The following is a 19,487-nucleotide window of genomic DNA, read 5'->3' as shown; positions in this document are numbered from 1 at the left end:
CAGAAAATCTTCCCTGCCATCCACATTCTGTGAATAAAGGTAATACTTTCCTACGTATCCTACTGAATAACTATCAACTTGTTCTTATCAGGACTTACGACTAAGTAACGGGTTTGATTCAAGATCATCTGCTCTTCTCCAATTTTCATAAACTGAGCTGGCGTGGAATCTGCAAAATGAAATTGATTATACCGCATTCCATTATTTTCCGAGAGAAGCAATAAAGTAGCAAAAAACAAACAGAACAAAGTAGCATACTGATACCATTTTTTCGTTGTTAAACTTTTAAAACTGCGGTAATTTCGTGCAGTCATATCTTGTTCATAAAAAGAGGCATCTACTTCTCTGGCTAAGACCATCATGACGATTCCTAAGGCTAAAATAACTATACTGGCAGCGTACCGTTCAAATCCAGCTAAGTATAACGCCTCTTCAGTCGGCATAGAATATAAGAACATGAAATAGATTCCAGCATAGTAAATTCCGGTAACAGCATTTATAATCACCTAGTATCGGACTATGCTGCTTTTTCGTTTCAAGACAAATCGAATCACAATAAAAGCTGTCACCAAGATTAAATTGGCTAATAAGATTCCCTCTGTGGAAGGTGTTCCTAGATTTGTGATCGTCGAAATAAATTTATCCGAAATCTGCTGAATCACGGCTTGATCTTTTTCACCAAATGTTTGCTGGTAAGCTGCTAAGTTCACTTCATGTTTCGAAGACTCTAAATTGTTTTTGACGTGTTGGCTCCATAAAATATAAGGGATAAACGAGCTCGCTATTGAACACAAAGCGATGCTCACTACAGTCCCTTTCTTTTGATAAAACTTCCAATTCACAATGATTCGAGAGATGTAATATACTATCAAAACAGCTGTAAAAAACAGTGCACTGTTTTTTACGATACTCAGAGAACCTGCAATCAGAACTAAAAAGACCGACATTTGTCTATACTTTAGTTGCATTCTGTAAAGGCCCGCAATTCCGGCCAATGTTAACATAGGCAGTAAAAAGTCGTCCAGTAAATTGTTCATCCGGATAGCAATATTAAAATGGTTGAACACAGCAATAAAACTAAACAGCATTGTGATCACCAGTGCTCTTGATTCATCTTTAACAACAGCAAAAAAGGCATAGATACAGCTGAAAATAAACACAAATTGACCAAATAACATTACTGAATCACTGTATCCGCCAATCAAAGTTGCATAATAAATAAACAAAGAGCTCCCTATTGGATAAGATGAAAAGCTGATGATAGCATCTCCAGCTGCCGGAAGTCTTCCTTCTGTATAAAGAAATTTTACGATTATCGCCCAGTGGGAATAGTTGTCATAATGTACCAAATGAGTAGTTAATAATGTCGCAGCGAACAACAAAAAATAAAACAATAACCAAATTGTCAACAGATTCAAGGTTGGCGGCCGCAATGTTTTCTCTTTTAGTTGCTTAACAAGATACCCTGCACCTAATAAACATCCTATTGCAAATAAACTGATTCCGACTATATAGAGTTGTCCTAGATAAGCACTAAAATACAAAACTAAGGTAATTAAAGCACAGCTCGCTACCCAACTAACTCTCTCATTTAATTTGACCAGTTGCTTAAACACAACTCTATAGCCAAATAAAGAAAAGAGAAATAAACTAATACGCAAAATCATCAACAGCAACATCTTCATCCCCTTTTGAAACCCATTTTGCTAATAACTGCTGAAATGCTGTTGTGTTGACCCATTCTGAAGAGTTTTGGACCGTATAAAGGCAACGCCCATCTCCTGTCTCTTCAGCAAATCGAAGCTGAAATGTTACTCCCTCTATTTCTATCACATCAATCTGCTGTTGGGCCCTATTTTCTGTTGATAAAAAAGTCATCGTTTGGTAATCAAATTTTTCTAGGATTACTGTAAAATCTCCTAGCTGAACTGCTTCATTTAATTGTAATTGTGCGTACTTGCTTACCTTATTGGAAGCAGTTTTCTTCAGCAGCAATCGCTTGTGGATATTGTCAAAGAAACGATCAAATGGAGTCACCCATGGATCGAAGAATTTCGGCAAACTACGGTTGAAACCATCGTAAATAATTTGCAAATAGTTCAAATATACTTGCTCCGACATTTCGTCTAAAGCTACACCATAGTCCCACTCATTTTCTCCTGAGAATACCCTTACGATTTTTCCTTTTAACTGAGCGGTGTACTCTCCTTTGGTTATTTCAAAATCCAAGACAGCGTCATCAGGAAAATAATACGGCGTTGATGCAGCAAATGATAGTCCGTTTTCAGAGATATTCTTGGTCATCACGTCAAATTCTTTTCCTCCATAAGATATTTTTAAAGGAATTTCAGCTAAAAAGCGCTCATTTTTTCGATAGAGTGGACGTCCTAAAAAGAACAACACAGCAAACGTCAAATTGAACAAATGATTCAACAGCCAAAAAGAAATCACACTGCCATAAAAGATCTCCGAACCAAACTTCCCATAATTGAAGGTCACTAGCCCAATGACGGTCAAGATCCATAAAATCAAATGGGGCAAAACATACAGCAAATCTTTTTTAGATTGAGTAGCTGCTTTATTAGTCACTTTAAATTTAGTTTCTTTGATTCCAATTGCTTGCAGCAAGACCGGCATAACCAGATAGGGAGCAAAAATCGTTTCTTGAACCTCTCCCCAACGTTGCGTTCGAATGTCACTTGCAAGATCTTGCATCGATAAATGTAAAAAGAAGTAACTAGGCAGCCAAAGCAGCAACAAAGTCCAGAAATTAGTATCCACTACTTGAATTCCAAAAACAGTAAATAAAATAGGCGCTAAAATATACAATAACCGTCTAATGAAAGACCACCAGTATAAATAGCTGTTTAAAAAAATCAGTTTTTGCTGCAAAGATAAGCGTTTATTTGTTAATAAGTGCAAGTTATGGACACTTTGGACAACCCCCCTGCCCCAGCGAATACGTTGTTTCAACGTACTTGGGATATCTGTCGGAGTCAATCCGCTAGCCATCGGTTCCAAGGTAGACATGTTTTTGTATCCTTGACTATTAATTAAAGCACCCAATTCAAAATCCTCTGTGATCGTGTCCGTAGGAAAACCTCCCGCATCCACTATCGCCTGTCGGGTAATGACGGTATTTGAACCTGTATAAATTGCTGCATCATGGGCATTATTCAAGACATTGACTTCTCTAGAAAAAAAGTCTTGTTCATTGGTCATCGAAGCTTCGGAAAACAAATTGTATTGGAACAGATCAGCATTGTAAAAACTTTGAGGAGTTTGCAATAACCCTAATGGTTTAACATTTTCTCCGGCAGCTAGTTGCTGACGGTTTTCCACAAAATAAGGCACTGTCTCCATCAAAAAGTCAGAATAGGGAATCATATCGGCATCAAATGTAGCCACCAAAGGAGAACTCGTTTGCGCTAATGCATGGTTGAGATTTCCAGATTTGGCATGTCGATTGTTTTCCAGCCCGATATGGCCAATACGAAATTTAGCAGCAAGCTCTTTCACTTCTAGACGATTCGTATCATCTGCTAAATAAATATGTACTTTGCTCTTATCTGGATAATCCATATTTACAGCAGCGTTCACCGTCTTCAACAATAAATCGACTTCCTCATTGTGCGTTGCGATTAAGACATCGATATCCGGATAGTCTTCTAAAGGAACTTCCGGTTTGGCGATCTCTTTGGACTTGATTTTACTCCATACCAAAATCAATCCTGTAAAATTGGACACGATCTCACTGATCCAGAGCAGAATACCAAACAGGAGCGCAAATAAAGATCCGTGAAATGGAAGAGTGTATATACCTCTCCAAACTAGATACACCACAGAAAACAATACAGTCAATGCATACACGACTTTTTTAGAACGGCTTATTTTTTTCATCGGTTCACCTCTTAAAAATGTAGTTCTTTTGAATGTAGTAGCTCAAAAAGAACAACAAACTATCTATCATGATTTTAAAGTATACTGTGTCTCCCACTATAAAGAGTGAGTGGACCATATAGACTAGTAAGGCAGACACTATGATTTGTGCACAAACCAGTCCAAAATAATGGTAAAAACTATTTTTATTCTGTTGTGAAAAGACATACTCTCGGTTCACATAATAATTGAACACTGCTGAAACCAAACGGGCTGCTATCGAAGCGATGAAAATCGATGACAGGTCAACTTGATCCAGCAAATGAATCAACACCGCATAGACCACTACATCTACGATAAAAGATGACACAGAAGACAAAAGATACTTGATAAACACTCCATAAATGGCTACAGAATCTGCTACAACTCTAAAATGCGAGGAGGCATTTTCAGCAATATAGATAGTCTCGATAGGCTGACATAGAATAGTTCGCTGCTGCTTTTTCGTTTCAATCAACATGTTTGTCTCATACTCAAAACGCTCCCCAGCTACTTCTATTAATTGAGGCATAAAAGACTTGGGAATCACCCGCAGACCTGTTTGAGTATCTTCAATATCGAGACCAATAGAGAGACGCAATACATTTCGGGTCAAAACATTCCCGAATTTGCTGCGAAAAGGAACTTTCTTATCAAACTTTCTAGTCCCTAATATCAAAGCATCAGGATACTCTTTAGCCAACTGAATACAACTTACCATATCGGCATAACTGTGCTGTCCATCTGAATCAATAGTCACCATATGTTCGGCTTCTGGCATCTCCTTCAAAATAAACTGCATAGCTGTTTTCAAGACAGCTCCTTTTCCTTTATTTTCTTTATGTATTAACAACTGATCAACATACTTCTCAGCTCTTTTAAAAATGGCGTCATATTCCGAACTGCTCCCATCATTGATGAGCAAGATCGGCAATTTCGTTTCTTTTTTACGAATAGACGCTAATAAATTCAATAATTTTACATCCGGATCTAAAGACGGAATCACAATCACCGTGTCCCTCATGTACTTCTTTCCTTTCCCTTAATCAAGATTACTCTGTACATCGAACAAAATCTGTTATTTACTGCTCCATTTCTCTCTTGATAAAGGCTTTTTTTGATTTAAAAATAACTTGTTTTATACTTTTGGAAAAATCTTTTTTATTCTACCTATGGGTTGATTTAAAAGTAATCTTTTAATATAAGTAGAATAAAAAAAAGATGCGTTGTGCTAACAATTTTGACACAACTAGATCCTTATGGTGTCTGAAAAATGCCTACTCCTTAATAAATCTTTATTTCAAACAAGATAAAAAAGCAGGAATCTAAATTAAGACCCCAGCTTCTTCATTCTATTTCATTTCCATGACAGGCTTAGCGCGCTCCGCCACCGCCGCCACCACCAGCACCGGCTCCGCCTCCAAATGAGGTAGCGCCGCCTGTACCGCCTGCTGCTCCGATAGACATAGACGAATGGAAGCCACCGCTGTCTAAGCCGCTTGACCAATTTTGTCTAAATCCGTATGCTCCATTCCAATACCAATAGTAATAGACAAACTGGCTTTCTTCGTAATGATCCGTTGGTTCAGGCATCAATTCCTTAAACTGCTCTGTAATTTCTGCACTTCGATAATACAACGTGCTCCACAACATAAATTCTTCCACTGTTATACGGGCAGCTTGATGTTGTACATCTTTTAAATCTATCTGTTCTAAATAATTATCAAACTGGACTAAACGATCAAACAACTGATCGCCCTCCTCATTTGCAATGGCAACTTCATGATCTTGTCCCCACACCGTTACCTCATCAAATCGGAGCAATCCTTTTTCTTCCAAGTAATCCTTTGAATAGTCAATCAAATAATTCGCATACTCTTCCACTTCTTTGGCATGTTCTTTAGCCCATTTTTTCATACTGTCATCTGTGACCCTGCCCGTCGTATCCGCAGCATCCAACAGCATTACCCACAAGCCCATTTCATAGGTCACTTCTTGATCCAATGGTAGATTTTCTGCAATCTCCGCAAATGAAATCCGATACCGTTGTCTCACTGTTTCATAATCAGCAATCTGGATCACTGTATCAAATTTCTCGTTAAAGACCGCCTCTTTCTTTGTCGTAATGACTTGGATTCTTTTTTCATTTGTCCACTTCAATAGATATGCAGAGAAGTAATCTTCAAAGTACCCTTTTCCTATTTCATGTAGGAAATAAGCGATTCCCGCTAAATCGTCTTCATGAAATGGAATTTCCTTATACACTGTTTTCTTGTTGTCTGAAAGTCGAGTTGTACCGTTACGCATTTGACCAGCCGCTTCTTTAGCATTTTTAACTTTTAGTGAATAAGCAACTGCCGCAGATCCTCCTCCGAAAGCTAGCGTTCCGATTCCTAAAACCAATATTATCGGAATCGTATCCGAAGTAGCTTCTTTGTTGTACGTCGAACCATCCATCGCCATCTCGCGTTGTTCATCTAACGTCATATTGACACTGGCTTGCGTTTGGAAAAATCCAGACTGAAATTGCGCCAACACGATCACATCATTGCTGTCGTCTACTTCTTCCGCAGCTTCCCAAATGATATTCCCATTTACTAATTGAATGTCTCCGTCAAATCCAAAACCCCAAAACCTGACATCTTCTTCTGTAAAAGGTGCCGGACCAGCTATCTCCATTGTCAAATTCTCAGCTGGAATATCAGAAAATGTATCAAAGTTCCACAATAAAGCTTGTCCATCTTCCAGTTCTCGCACCAGATTAGAGAGGCTGTAAGTCACTTCATAAGTATTATCCCCGTATTCTCCAATTCCCCAAACCAATTCCAACCCATCACCGGTATCAATAACTCCGTATTTGCCCGCTTTTTCTTCTCGTGAATCATCTGAATCCCAATCTGTCACCTCTTCATACCCGGCTACTGAGAAATCCAATAGTTCCGAATCCTGCATTGCTTCCAATACAATAAATAATTCTGTTCCATCATCCATCGACATTTCACGATGCTCCGTTACGGTACCCGATCCGTCTTCTTGTAAATCTACCCTGATATCAATATCCGTCAATTGATTTTCAGCCGATACCGTCTCTGCTAATGCTACATTGAGCAACAAACCTAGACCGATTGTCCAAGCTGTTTTCCCTGCTTTTCCCATCCATACCTACCCTCTTTCTCCTTTTATTTTTTGAAGTCCAATACACGTACCATTGATTATTTTCAGTATACCAAAAGTATGACCGACAATTAATTAGAACCCCTCTTTTTGCAGATTTTTGTGCTTTTTTGAGCAAAAAAAGCTTTTATTTCAAATGTTCCAAATAGATGGAATTTTTTTAATCTTCATACGCTTATATCTAAATTTATGCTATTCTTAACAGGACTTTGTTTTAAAGAGTTTTTTAGGAGGTTTTGAATGCGTACGAAAGATATTTTTATTGTTGGTTTTATGCTGTTTGCCATGTTTTTTGGAGCAGGAAATTTAATTTTCCCACCAGCATTAGGTTTTCAGAGCGGTGAATTTTTTTGGCCGGCTATTTTAGGATTTATTTTAACAGGTGTCGGTTTACCCTTATTAAGCGTGATCATTGGTTCAATTTCAGAACATGGGTATAAAGAATCACTAAATAAAATTCACCCTGCCTATTCCGTCACTTTTTTAGCGGTGATTTATTTAACAATCGGTCCATTTTTTGCTATCCCAAGAACGGCAACGACTGCCTACGAAATGGGGGTTGTCCCATTCTTAAATGAATCGAACGGATTAAGTTTGTTTATCTTCTCTGTCTTGTTCTTTTTTTTGGTCTTATGGATTGCCTTAAATCCTGCTGATTTGAGCGACCGCATTGGGAAATATTTAACCCCCACATTGTTGTTTGTGATTCTATTGTTGTTTTTTCGAGCTTTGTTCATGTATTTTACCAATGATCCGCAAACTGCATCGACAGAGTTTACTATGGAAGTTCCCTTTATCAAAGGGTTCACAGAAGGTTACCTGACAATGGATGCCATTGGTGCGATTGCCTTTTCCATCATTGTACTCAATTCGATTCGGAGCCTTGGAATCACTAATAAAAAAGAGTTGTTGGCAGGTACGATAAAATCTGCAGTGTTAGCAGCCATCCTACTTGGGTTGATTTACGGAGGATTAGGCTGGATTAGTAACCGTGTAGCTCTTGATACGGTTGTTCCCAATAATCAAAATGCCGGCACGTTTTTATTGCAGTACATCTCGAATGATGCCTTTGGTTCTTTGGGTATTGTTTTACTGGGAGTCATTGTATTTTTAGCTTGTTTGACCACTGCTACCGGATTGATCGCTGCCGTCAGCGAATACTTTAACAGCCTGATTCCATCCATCTCTTATAAGAGCTTTGCGATCATCTTTACAGTTCTCTCTCTCGTTCTCGCAAATCAAGGATTGGATCAAGTCATTGAAACCAGCGTGCCGGTTTTGAGTATTATTTATCCTATTTCTATCTCAACAGTTTTATTGATTGCATTTACGTTCTTTGTTTCTTCTCCGAGAATTAGTTTGCAGCTTCCTCTGATCTTGATTACAATAGAGAGTCTGTTTTCCGTAGCACATAAAAGCGGTTGGATAGCTTTGGACTGGATGGAACATTTACCCCTTTACGAATATCAATTAGAATGGATTCCTCTGTTAGTGATTGGCTCCGTCGCTGGTTATTTAGCAGGTTGGAAGCAATCTAGAGTTAAATATTGAGCGTTAAAAAGCTGAGAACTTCAATCAATGAAGTTCTCAGTTTTTTTGTCGCCTTACACTGAAAATGATATGCCGCTTAAAATCAGGCTTCTTTTGTGAAGAAAATAACTCGTTTTTAGTTTCTACGTAACAATCAGCTGGTAAAGTGATAGAATAACGGATAGAAGTTTAAAACTTAAACCAACAAGGAAGATGTTATGTGAAGAAAAAGAATACTATTTGGCGAGCTATGATATGGAATCCATTTGTTGTCGTGATTTATGGAGTCGTTTGTTACTACCTGTATTTTCTAGCTCAATATGGCGGCGTGTCTAGAAGAGCTCCTATTATTTTAGCCGGTTCTCTGGTGTTGGCAGGCTGGTTTTTAGGGTGTTTGATCAAATACAGGTCCTCTGTCAAAAAAAGTACCGTCCCCTTTGGAAACACCCTTTCTCCTACACTGAAAAGCATCAGCAAATGGTGGGTTCGATCAGCTGCAGCGATGTTAGTGTTGATCACTTTAGTGACGGGGTTTAATCTCTACCAGAGTGCCACCAATTTGCAAGGAAAATTAGCTTTTGTAATTGATGATTGGCTCAACACTCGTAAAATCGAATTTGTTCATGATAATTTATATGAGAATGGATTGAACGGTTTATTAGGAGATATCCAGCAAGAAGTTTCTTTACCCAATGAGTTGTATGTCAGCGATGAAGTTGATGTCACCTTTGATCAATCCGGACAAATCACGGATGTCTCTGCCTTTTTGTATGGCTTAAATGAAAATAACGAGACGGAAAGCTTTTTGATCGATTACGACAGTTCAAAAAGCAACGACCTGACGATTTATCTAAATGGATATGTGGAACCGAACTTTGAGGAAGAACAGCAATTGCAGCCATTGCTCAATGCTCTCAAAGTGTTGCCTGTACAAGAAACGATCGCTGACTGGAATGAAGAGTCTTTCGGTATCTATTATGCCGGTTACCGCAGTTGGGGTTACAATAAGGAAGGTATTACCTATTTTAACGGGGAAGGCGATACCAGCACATTAAACCGAGCAGAGGAAGAAATAGCGGGTTACACCGTCTCCGTGTATACTCCTGATAATGAATCTACTATACCGGTGCGTTTCATTGATCCTTCCATAGCTGCTCCTGCTTTGAGTGCAGAAGAACAGTTCCAGATAGCAGATCAAAAAACGTACACGCCTGATGACGAGTTTTTCTATTTCAATGAACAATTCGGCTATCAATTAGCAGTTGTAGATGCAGCTGCCGGCAGTCGATTTTACGTTCTTCAGCAAACCTTGGATGGTGGAGAAACATGGGATGTTTTCAATGCCGATCCATTTTTAGGCAGTATCGGCGTTTCCACAGGCATCACCTTTATTGATGAACAACTTGGGTTCATCGGTCTTTCTCATAGCGGCGGTAGTTATGCAGATCTATACCGAACTATGGATGGTGGACTGACATTTGAACCCGTCACGCTGCCAGTCGTAGAAGTCCCTCTAGATGAGAGTGAAAAATATGCAGCATTTGATTTTCCGGAGATGCCTTATGAAGAAAATGGAACACTCTATCTCCTCGTCAATCAAGGTCAAGATGGTGATTACAATGGTGGCAATAAACTGCTATTCCTCTCTGTGGATAATGGAGAAACTTGGGAATTTGCGGAAGAAGTATGGTAAGCTACGCTAAAAAAGCTAGAAATCCTTCAATAAGAGGATTCCTAGCTTTTTTATAGAATTTTTTTCAAAGCGATAAAACTCAGTCCAGCTTGCCGCTGTACCATTATCGAATCTAAATCTCTAATTAAACTTGTTTTTGAATGAATCTCAGCATAGTTTCGTTCAGTTTTTCAGTCTCATCATGGAAGATGCCATGTCCACTTTTTTCAAAAGCTACAACAACATTTTGCGGAATCAATTTTGCCATTTCCTCTGCAAATTCATATGGACAAACCTCATCTTTTTCTCCATGACAAATCAACGTTGGAGCTGATATTTTTGGTAAATCAGCACGCAGATCCTCGTCTCTTAAAGCAATAGCAGAAAGAATCGTTCCATAGGAAGAAGCTTGCCAAGCCAGACTGGCGATCCAGTTTTTGTAAGGAGTACTGGCATGTTTGTGGAACAGTTTTTTACCGAAATCTTGTATCATTTTAGGTCGATCCGTTTGTGCTTGTACAATCAATTCATCGACTTCTTCTTTTTTCATTCCATAAGGGTAGTCCGGTCTTTGAGTAAATAAAGGAGCAGCTGCACCGATCAAAACTAATTTTTTAACGCCATGCCCATCATACCGAGACATATAGCGAGAAGCAATCGCTCCGCCCATTGAAAAACCGACTAAAATGCTGTCTTTAATTTCCAATTCATCCACTACTGCTTTAACGTCTTCAGCTAATGTATCATAACCATAATCTTCTATTGCAAGATCTGAATCTCCAAAGCCGCGTAAATCAATTCCAATTATACGGTACCCTTTTGCTAAGAAATAATTGTACTGGTATTCAAACATTTGCTGGTTAAGCGGCCACCCATGAAGAAAAATAATTGGTTGTCCAGTCCCCGCATCTTCTACCGCAATCGACACATCATTTTTTCCTTTAATCGTTTTCTTCACTATAATTTCCTCCCTCTACATCCTGATGGTATTTTAAGAGTTTCACAATTATAGTATAAAGATGAACGATTTCTTATCAAAATGATACGTTTTGCTTTGCGATGTACATGACAGAATACCAGTGTATAGAAGTGAATTCTCCATAATATGTCTCCGTTTAGTATTTAATATAGTTGTAGCATATAGAACACGTGAATCAAGCTTTAAAAGATGTTCAGCCAAAAGTTACCAATAAATAATCTTTTAATAAATTTCGATTCAATTCATTACTATCTGTTGAAGACGGCTTTTAATATCATCACTAAAAAGATCAATATATTTCACTTCAATCTTAGCTCCTATTTCCGATTTATTATCAAAGAAATTCAAACTCTTAAATATTCTTTCATCGTAACTCTCACTCTTTGGATACAATAAAACCACTTTTTGTATGGCTTCAGAATGATGGAAGTAGCGCGTAAAGTAAGCATACATTTGATACAGATCAGCTTGGGACGGTCCATCATTCTTTAACAATTTCCATTTGGTATCCACAATCACTACATTGCCATTCTCCTGATTAGAACGAATGACAATGTCTGGACGTAATCTATAGCTGCTTTTGTTTTTTTCATTCTTATCAAATAGAAAATAGTGTTGTTCTTGAGTATTTACCTGTACATCAGGAAAGGCTTTTTTCATTTTATCTGCAATATATGCTTCAAAAACTTTCTCCATCGGGAATAGTAATGCAAATGCCAAAGAACTTCCTTTAAACGAAGTGAATGATTTCCGTTTCAAAAAAATTTCAGCCCACTTCAAAGCACGTTCATAGTATTGGAATTGACGTTTTATAGATACACGCTGAAAAGTAACTTGAGGATGATAAGTTAAGCTCACTTTCTCAAAATACATCAATTGTTCTCGAATCAAACGTTGATTCTTAGCATCATGCGACATGCCTAACAGATAATTTAAAGTCGTTTTGATAAGCTGATTTTCTGCTCCATCCACCTCAAACTCATCAAATTCATTGTAAAATTTTGCTTTATTCACTGAATTCGTTTGAATTTGCTGTTTGATTAACAGCTTCCCTTTTAGATAGGCTTCATTGCTTCTTCTAGTAGTATAATCAGATTTCAATCCTCTTTTTATAATTCGATTTACTTCAGTAATGAACATTGAAATAAAAATTTCTAAAATATTATTTTTATTTTCATTCAGATTGGACATATCAAAACTTTTTCCATCAATCTGTTTCACCGTACGAAGCATATCTATAAAAAGGTTCTTAACTTGTTGAGTGTCTTGTTGTGTTCGAGAAATCTTTGGCAAAATTTCAATCGTTAAGCCTGATTTTGTTTGTAAAACACCCACATAATTATTGGCTTGGACACCATTGCGAATCGGTCTTAAATAATCCGAAATATTGGAAGAATTATTAGCAGAAGTTTGAGTATTGATCTCATCAATGAAGTTTCGTAGTTCACGAATATCTTTAGGAGTAATCTTCACACCTTGAAAAATATCGTTTACTTGAATCCGGCCATATTCTGCAATGGTTATTGTTCTATTCATTTAGGGCTCCAGAAGAAGGATAAGCAATATTGGCAATGAATTTCTCAAACTCTGATAACGGAACTGATGAGATTAATTCAAAGTGATCTCCTTCGTCTTCAATCCACTCGTCTAATAAGTCTGAATCAAACATATCTGATAGACTTTCTTTTTCAGTTCTAATGTATATTTCTTGCTTATCATTGAGCACTGCTTTAATTTTTTTGAAATCATCGTAGAAATATTCTTGTAGCAACGGCAAAATTTTGTTTTCAAAAGTTTTTTGTAAGTCTTCCATCGATTGATTGTTCATAAAAAATGCATGGCCTAAAGTATGCTCTCGATCATAGAGAATTCGAATACGTCTATTCAATATGTCTAATATTTCGGCTACATCAACATTGTCTATAATCCCGTTATCTCCAACATTTTCTCGAATAACATCTGAATCCGGCATTTTCTCTACAAATTCAAAGCGTCTCCTTAAAGCTGTATCCATCATCGAAATCGAACGGTCTGCTGTATTCATCGTTCCCAAAATATAGACATTATTCGGCACGCCAAAACTCTCACCAGAATACGGCAACGTCGCTGTCATTCCTTCCCATTTCCCATCTTGGTAACTAATGCGTTTGCTATCTTCTATTAAAGTGATTAACTCACCAAATATCTTACTAATATTTCCTCGATTAATTTCATCAATGACAAACAGGAACCTATTCGTATTCCCATTTTCCAAATCTTGTTGTGCTTTACGACAAAAACGTAGAAATACGCCATCTTTCACTTCATAATGGATATTTCCATCAACTGACTCAGCTCTAATGCCTTCAATAAAATCTTCGTATCCAAATGATTGATGGAACGTAACAAATTCAAAAAAGAAATCTGTTTCAGTTTGCTTTTGTACAGGAGTTGAAACTTCATCAGCATCCATCTTTCCGATTTGAGTTAATCTCCATTGATTATCTACTTTTTCAAAAAAATCTGTTCCCCGGCGATAAGCAGATGTGGTGCTATTTTTTGTAGCATTTTCAATGATTTCAGTATTTATCGTTCCATATATAGATTTATTTTTCTTTGTTTTCGCGTACTCTTGAACTATTTTAGAAAATTCAATTTCCTTGATCGTTAGTGATTGATAGTCTTTTTCTTTATAAGCAAGATAAATAATCTCTTTCCACGAAAAGCCTTCAAAATGATACTCTTCCTCTTTTGTCAGTTGATTTCCAATTAGTTTTTCCTTATATTCCTCAATTTGATACGTTTTTCCAGTCCCCGGTGGACCATATAAGATTGTATTTAAACCTGTGCTCTCTATCTTTTCTATTTCTTCAGTTTCAATCCCATTGTCCACTTCATCTATCTTTTTTTTGCTCGCTTTATTTTTCCTAACAGCTGAATACTCAATAAAAACCTCTTCTTTACCTGTACCATACTTATTCAATAAACCTTGAACGAGCATGAGGGCATCTATTCCGGCAAAGGTTGCATACCATACACTCTGTTCTCCCAAATGTATTTCTAAAATGTTGCTTTGTGAGCTAGCACTCCGAATCATTTTTTGTTCTTCCACTTTCTCTTTAGAGGAATAAAAGCCTATCGTGTTCCGAAAACTCCCTGTTAGATTTTTGATTTGTTCATCTGTAGCTTCAGGTAGAACATCTCTTAACGTAATTTCAGTATCCTCTTTGTAGGGTATTTCTAGGAGTAACGCAACTTGCTCTACAATTCGCTTCCAAGCAAAACGTTTCACATTTTCTTTAGAAAATTTGTGTTCATTTATTTTAAATGAGAGCAACTGTCTTTTTTCTAAGTCTTCGTAACGTAAAGTAAGAGGTACATCCTTTTGTAAGGTGATGTCCAACTTCCCATACCATTGGCCTTTCCAATAGGGATCACTTAAGAAATAGGGATAATCTTGTTCTACGTCATCAATAGAGAACTCTATTAATTTTTTTGCGAATTCTGATTTATATACATCGGGCTGCCAAATGGAAGCTTTACTGGTAAAGAAATACCACTCTTTATTCTCTTGTCGATAATCTTTTATCCAATTCACTGATAGAGTTTGTCCATCATTGAAGTTTTTTTCTATTATTCCAACTGCTTTTACTCGCATAACCGAAACGATATTATTATTTGGATTCTCAAATGGAAGATCTTTTTTCCGTGTGTAGGTCGTTTTAGCAATGATGTGATCTCCTGCACTCATACGATTGAACCTTTGCACTATTGTTTCATATTGGTCGTTATCCTCTTTGCTTTCTACACTCAGGTTTAAAGTGCCCTGATCAATAAAATCGTTTAACCAATCCTCATTTTCAAATAGAGTTTCTACAAATAAATATTTTTTATCTAAATTTACTGTCATCTACTCTTCCTCCTATCACTTGGTTCTCATGTACATTCATTTTAGCATTAACTATCAATGAATATTAAAAAAACTGAAATGCTAGTCCATTAGCATTCCAGTTTTTGTATTTGTTTCTAAAATGCACCAATCTAAAACATGATTTTTTAGGCCAACTCTTTCGCCTTTTTTGAAAAACCGATCATTTCAGAGGCTAGATTTGAACGCAAAACCGTTAATTCATGATAAACAAGCTGCTTATTTCGAACCAATGCTGTCCCATTGATAAAGACATCTTGTACATTTGATGCATTCGCAGAATAAACCAAAGCTGCATAAGGGTCAAAGATAGGAAACATGTTTACTGAAGTTGTTTCAACTAAGACTACATCAGCCCTTTTCCCCACCTCCAAAGAGCCGATCTCATTGGACATATTCAATACTTTTGCTCCTTCAATAGTAGCCATCGCCACAATATCTTTAGCTGGATAAGCTGTTCTATCCTGTAAGGTTGTCTTATGAAAATTAGCCACTAATTTCATTTGCGTAAACAAATCTAGTGTGTTGCCGCTGCTTGGCCCGTCTGTGCCTAGTCCTACAGGAATTCCCAATTCCAACATGTCTTTTACTCGAGCCACCCCTTTAGCAGACTTGGTGTTGGCTCCAATGCAATGTGCCACACTCACACCTTCTTGCTTCAATATCTGCAAATCTTGGTCAGACAAATGAATGCAATGAGCCGCGATAAAACGAGGACTGAGAACACCAAGAGATTGTAAGAACTCTACTGGTGTAGCATTATACTTTTCTCTAAAATGGTCCATTTCATAATTCATTTCTGCTACGTGCATGGTCATGGGTACTCCATACTCCTCTGCTAGTTCAGCAGCTGCTTTTAAAGCTTTTGGGTCATTGGTGTTTGGCGCATGCGGTGCAATCGCTGGGGTAATCAATTCATGGTCGAGCCATTTTGGAATAAACTTTTTGGCGTACTCAATCCCGCCATGAGCTGTTGGCGCATCACAAGTTGGAAAGTCCACAACCGTTTCTCCTAAAATGGCTCGGGATTTCATTTCATCCGTAGCTTGTGCTAGAGTATCTTCAAAATAATACATATCTGTAAAAGTAGTAATACCAGCCATCTGCATTTCAGCAATAGCATATTTCCCGCTGTGATATGCCAACTGTTCGGTCATACAAGCAATTTCTAATGGAAATAAAAAACGACGCAATCGATCAGGATAATCATCTCCTAATGAGCGAAAAGGAATCATCCCGATATGAGTATGCGTATTTACCATTCCAGGAATCATGATTGCTTGACGAGCGTCAATCACTTCATCAAAGTTACTTTCTGATTGTAAAAACTGATTATACGGACCAATTTCTATAATTTTAGTATCTTTTATAATTAAGTAACCATCAGAATATTCAGTGAATTTTGCATCCATCGTTAAGATATGACTATTTTTAATCAACGTCTTCATCTAATTACCTCCATTAATGGAATTGGGCGTTGAGTTCGCACATCAAACATCCCTTTATCCGTAATTTTTATGGCTGGAGAAACAGGTAAAGATAACGTCGAAAAAGACATAATCTCATTAGAGTTTCGGTAACCTAAATCAATCATTCCTTGTCTGACCTCTCCTAACTGCTGACCAATAACTTGGATTGGTGCATCGCTGATAATGCCACCAATCAACAGAGGACAACAACTGGCTACTTGTTTGTTTCGAACGGTCAAATAGCCCCCTTGAATCTCAATCAATTTATTTTGTGCCACTACTAAATCTTCAATCGATGTTCCCATCACCATTAAGTTGTGGTGATCGTGTGCCCAAGTTGTTCCCACTGCTCCTTTTTTGGTCAGTGCATTTTCGACTAATCCATACGCTTTGTTTCCAGTCTTTCCATAACGCTCCATCACTACAATTAATGCTAAACCACTTGATTCCCAATCTAGGTAACCGTCTTTTATCGGTATTTCTCTTTGGACACATTCAGTAAAGGTACCGACTTCAGCAATGCGAATCACATTACAAAGAGCAGATTTTCCTTCAGCACCAATCTGAAAGTCGCTTCTCTCAGCTTTTTTACAATGAACAGAAGAATAAAAGGCACTAGGGAAAACCGGCTTAGTTTCGGGGTATCCTATCTCATCCCCATTTGTATGCACTAATTCCCCTGCATTATACACTGATGAAATTTCTATTCCAGCTAGATCTTCCAGCAAAATAAAATCGGCTTTAAAACCGGAAACGATCGCCCCTCGATCTTGAAATCCCATCCTTCTCGCTGGTGTATAGGTACTCATGTAAATAGCTTGTTCAACGGGAATACCTGTATCAATCGCCAAGCGAACATTTTCATTTAAATGCCCCTTCAGCAAATCATCTGCCATAATATCGTCTGTCACAATGGCACAATATTCATAAAATTGATTTTTTACTATGGCCTGCATATTTTCTTTGGTTAGCGACTTTTTCTGCAACTCAATGAACATCCCACTGCTGACTTTCTCGTAAATAGATTCTGGCGTTTGCTGTGTGTGATCCGCTGTTATCCCTTGGTACATAAACTTAGCCAAATCTAGTCCAGAGACTAGCGGCACATGCCCTTCAATAGGCATAAAAGGTTTCTTTTCTTGTACGGTATGCAAAATTTGACGGATCAAAGAATCTGGATCATTCACAATGCCATCAAAATTCATCGCTTCTCCAAGAGCAATCACTTTAGGATGGTTTAATAACCGCTGAACCTCTTCTACTCCTATGAAACCACCTGTTGTTTCTATTTCCGGAATCGTTGACGGAACAGAAGAAGGAATCGCATAAAAAATATCCATTTCTGTTTCTTCATTCATAAAGGCATCCATTCCTTCTACACCAAATACATTTACGATTTCATGAGCATCAGCCACGACTGTGGTTACTCCATGAGACAGACCCGCTTTTGAAAAAATAGAAGGAGGAATCATGGAACTTTCAATATGCATGTGGATATCGATCAACCCTGGAATCATGTATCTCCCCTTCGCATCAATCGTAGCTTCAGGCTGCAGCTCCATCGATTTATTTATTCCAATTGAAAAGAATTTACCGTTAAGAATCGCAACATCTTTCCACTCAAATATTTTTAAAAAACTATTGAATACTTGTACATTTGTTATAAGTGTATCTATTTTCATGCCACTCACCTCTCTGCTGGTTCTTACATAAAAAATAACCTCTAACTGAAAAGAGGTTATTTTTTAAATTTTCTAAGCTTTAATTTATTGGTTTAGTGTTCTATTCCATGTGCTGATCCAATCATCCATTTGTGTATTTACAAATTCGAAATCTACCGGTTTAGTTAACTCAGCAATCTCTCCATAAGTTTTGTTTTCAGCTGCTTCTCCACTTAATTCAACTTGTTTATTTGTTGGGGCTTCATTTAATGAAGCTGCTGTGATGGTTTGCAATTCTTCACTTAGTCTCCAATTCACGAAATTATAAGCCATTTCTTTGTTTTCTGAATTCGCATTAATGTTTATCGTATTAAAATTGGCGTACGTTCCAGAAGCTGGAACAACGTATTGAACAGCTGGATGAGCTTCTGAAATCATTGGAATTGCAAAATCGCCGACAACGGCTGCAACGATTTCTCCCGATTGGAACATATTCGCTAGGTCAGAAGACTTACCATACGTTTTAACGATATTGGGAGATAGTTCTTCTAACGCTTCAAAAGCTGCTTCTCCATTATCAGTAGTAATGTCTACCCCTTTATAGTCACTAGCTACATACATCATTGATGGTCCAAAAGTAGTGGAAATCTCTGGGATAGAGATTTTCCCTTGAAGTGAAGGGTCCCATAAATCAGAAAATTCATCGATTTTCATACCAGCAGCTTCTTCATCATAAATAATTCCAATACTGTTCACTGTATAAGCTGCTCCAGATCCATTTTCACTCAATTCTTTTGCACTATCGATCAATTCAGCTAAATTCGGAATTTTTTCTGTATCGATTTCTTCAAATAACCCTTCTGTCGCTCCTTGAGAGGAATTTGATTGCGGCAAGTCAATAATATCAACCGTTGAGTTAGGATTATTTTCAAATTTCGTGTAACGTTCAGAACTCGTACCTGTCTCTACTACAATATCTACACCATATTCTTCTTCAAATGGTGCAAAAATATCTTCTTGCATAATATCTTCACTTAATCCAAATGTTGAGATAACTAATTCTTTATTTGCTCCGCTCGCTTCTTGCCCACATGCTGCCAGTACTAATCCACTCATAACCGTTAAACTTGCTAAAATTACTTTCTTTTTCATTACTCAAAAATCCCCCTTTTATAAT

13 protein-coding genes are annotated in these 19,487 nt (G+C 37.5%); 2 read left to right on the top strand and 11 right to left on the bottom strand.

The genetic code is table 11. The features are described 5' to 3' along the window. Positions 1-59: 59 nt before the first annotated feature. From ACEN4L_RS06970 to ACEN4L_RS06950, 5 genes are all read right to left on the bottom strand, one after another. A complete protein-coding gene (locus tag ACEN4L_RS06970) occupies positions 60-458 on the bottom strand; it encodes a hypothetical protein (RefSeq protein WP_407123599.1) in 399 nt (132 codons plus the stop codon). 48 nt (positions 459-506) lie between these two features. Continuing rightward, complete coding sequence (locus tag ACEN4L_RS06965; protein WP_407123597.1) at positions 507-1,679, bottom strand: hypothetical protein; 1,173 nt, start codon at positions 1,677-1,679, stop codon at positions 507-509. Continuing rightward, positions 1,651-3,900 (bottom strand): glycosyltransferase, encoded by a 2,250-nt coding sequence (locus tag ACEN4L_RS06960; protein ID WP_407096863.1) that lies wholly within the window; start codon positions 3,898-3,900, stop codon positions 1,651-1,653. The genes ACEN4L_RS06965 and ACEN4L_RS06960 overlap by 29 nt, the downstream gene beginning before the upstream one ends. Positions 3,901-3,904: 4 nt before the next feature. Next, positions 3,905-4,942, bottom strand: a complete 1,038-nt coding sequence (locus ACEN4L_RS06955; protein WP_407096864.1) for a GtrA family protein — start codon at positions 4,940-4,942, stop codon at positions 3,905-3,907. Between the two features lie 350 nt (positions 4,943-5,292). Continuing rightward, entirely contained in the window at positions 5,293-7,074 is a 1,782-nt protein-coding gene (locus tag ACEN4L_RS06950; RefSeq protein ID WP_407096865.1) for a DUF2207 domain-containing protein, read from the bottom strand. Positions 7,075-7,332: 258 nt separating this feature from the next. Here ACEN4L_RS06950 and brnQ point away from each other — a divergent pair, with 258 nt between their 5' ends. Then, entirely contained in the window at positions 7,333-8,643 is a 1,311-nt protein-coding gene (brnQ, locus tag ACEN4L_RS06945) for a branched-chain amino acid transport system II carrier protein (protein WP_407096866.1), read from the top strand. 199 nt (positions 8,644-8,842) lie between these two features. After that, entirely contained in the window at positions 8,843-10,315 is a 1,473-nt protein-coding gene (locus ACEN4L_RS06940) for a WD40/YVTN/BNR-like repeat-containing protein (protein ID WP_407096867.1), read from the top strand. A gap of 124 nt (positions 10,316-10,439) precedes the next feature. Here the strand turns inward: ACEN4L_RS06940 and ACEN4L_RS06935 are convergent, their stop codons facing one another. The 6 genes from ACEN4L_RS06935 to ACEN4L_RS06910 all read right to left on the bottom strand — a co-directional run bounded on the left by ACEN4L_RS06935 (position 10,440) and on the right by ACEN4L_RS06910 (position 19,462). Further along, the gene (locus ACEN4L_RS06935; RefSeq protein ID WP_407096868.1) at positions 10,440-11,252 is read right to left on the bottom strand and encodes an alpha/beta fold hydrolase; all 813 of its coding nucleotides are present in this window, start codon (positions 11,250-11,252) and stop codon (positions 10,440-10,442) included. Between the two features lie 258 nt (positions 11,253-11,510). After that, complete coding sequence (locus tag ACEN4L_RS06930; protein ID WP_407096869.1) at positions 11,511-12,809, bottom strand: McrC family protein; 1,299 nt, start codon at positions 12,807-12,809, stop codon at positions 11,511-11,513. Further along, positions 12,802-15,162 carry an McrB family protein gene (locus ACEN4L_RS06925; protein ID WP_407096870.1) on the bottom strand — a complete coding sequence of 787 codons (2,361 nt, stop codon included), beginning with the start codon at positions 15,160-15,162 and terminating at the stop codon, positions 12,802-12,804. The genes ACEN4L_RS06930 and ACEN4L_RS06925 overlap by 8 nt, the downstream gene beginning before the upstream one ends. A 146-nt stretch (positions 15,163-15,308) precedes the next feature. Beyond that, a complete protein-coding gene (locus tag ACEN4L_RS06920) occupies positions 15,309-16,628 on the bottom strand; it encodes an amidohydrolase (protein ID WP_407096871.1) in 1,320 nt (439 codons plus the stop codon). Then, complete coding sequence (locus ACEN4L_RS06915) at positions 16,625-18,331, bottom strand: adenine deaminase C-terminal domain-containing protein (RefSeq protein WP_407096872.1); 1,707 nt, start codon at positions 18,329-18,331, stop codon at positions 16,625-16,627. The genes ACEN4L_RS06920 and ACEN4L_RS06915 overlap by 4 nt, the downstream gene beginning before the upstream one ends. An 84-nt stretch (positions 18,332-18,415) precedes the next feature. Further along, positions 18,416-19,462 (bottom strand): ABC transporter substrate-binding protein, encoded by a 1,047-nt coding sequence (locus ACEN4L_RS06910; protein WP_407096873.1) that lies wholly within the window; start codon positions 19,460-19,462, stop codon positions 18,416-18,418. Positions 19,463-19,487 lie beyond the last annotated feature (25 nt).

The sequence above is a fragment of the Desemzia sp. FAM 23988 genome, assembly GCF_045528365.1.
In the GTDB taxonomy this organism is placed as follows: domain Bacteria; phylum Bacillota; class Bacilli; order Lactobacillales; family Carnobacteriaceae; genus Desemzia.
This window is presented reverse-complemented; position numbering and strand designations above follow the sequence as displayed.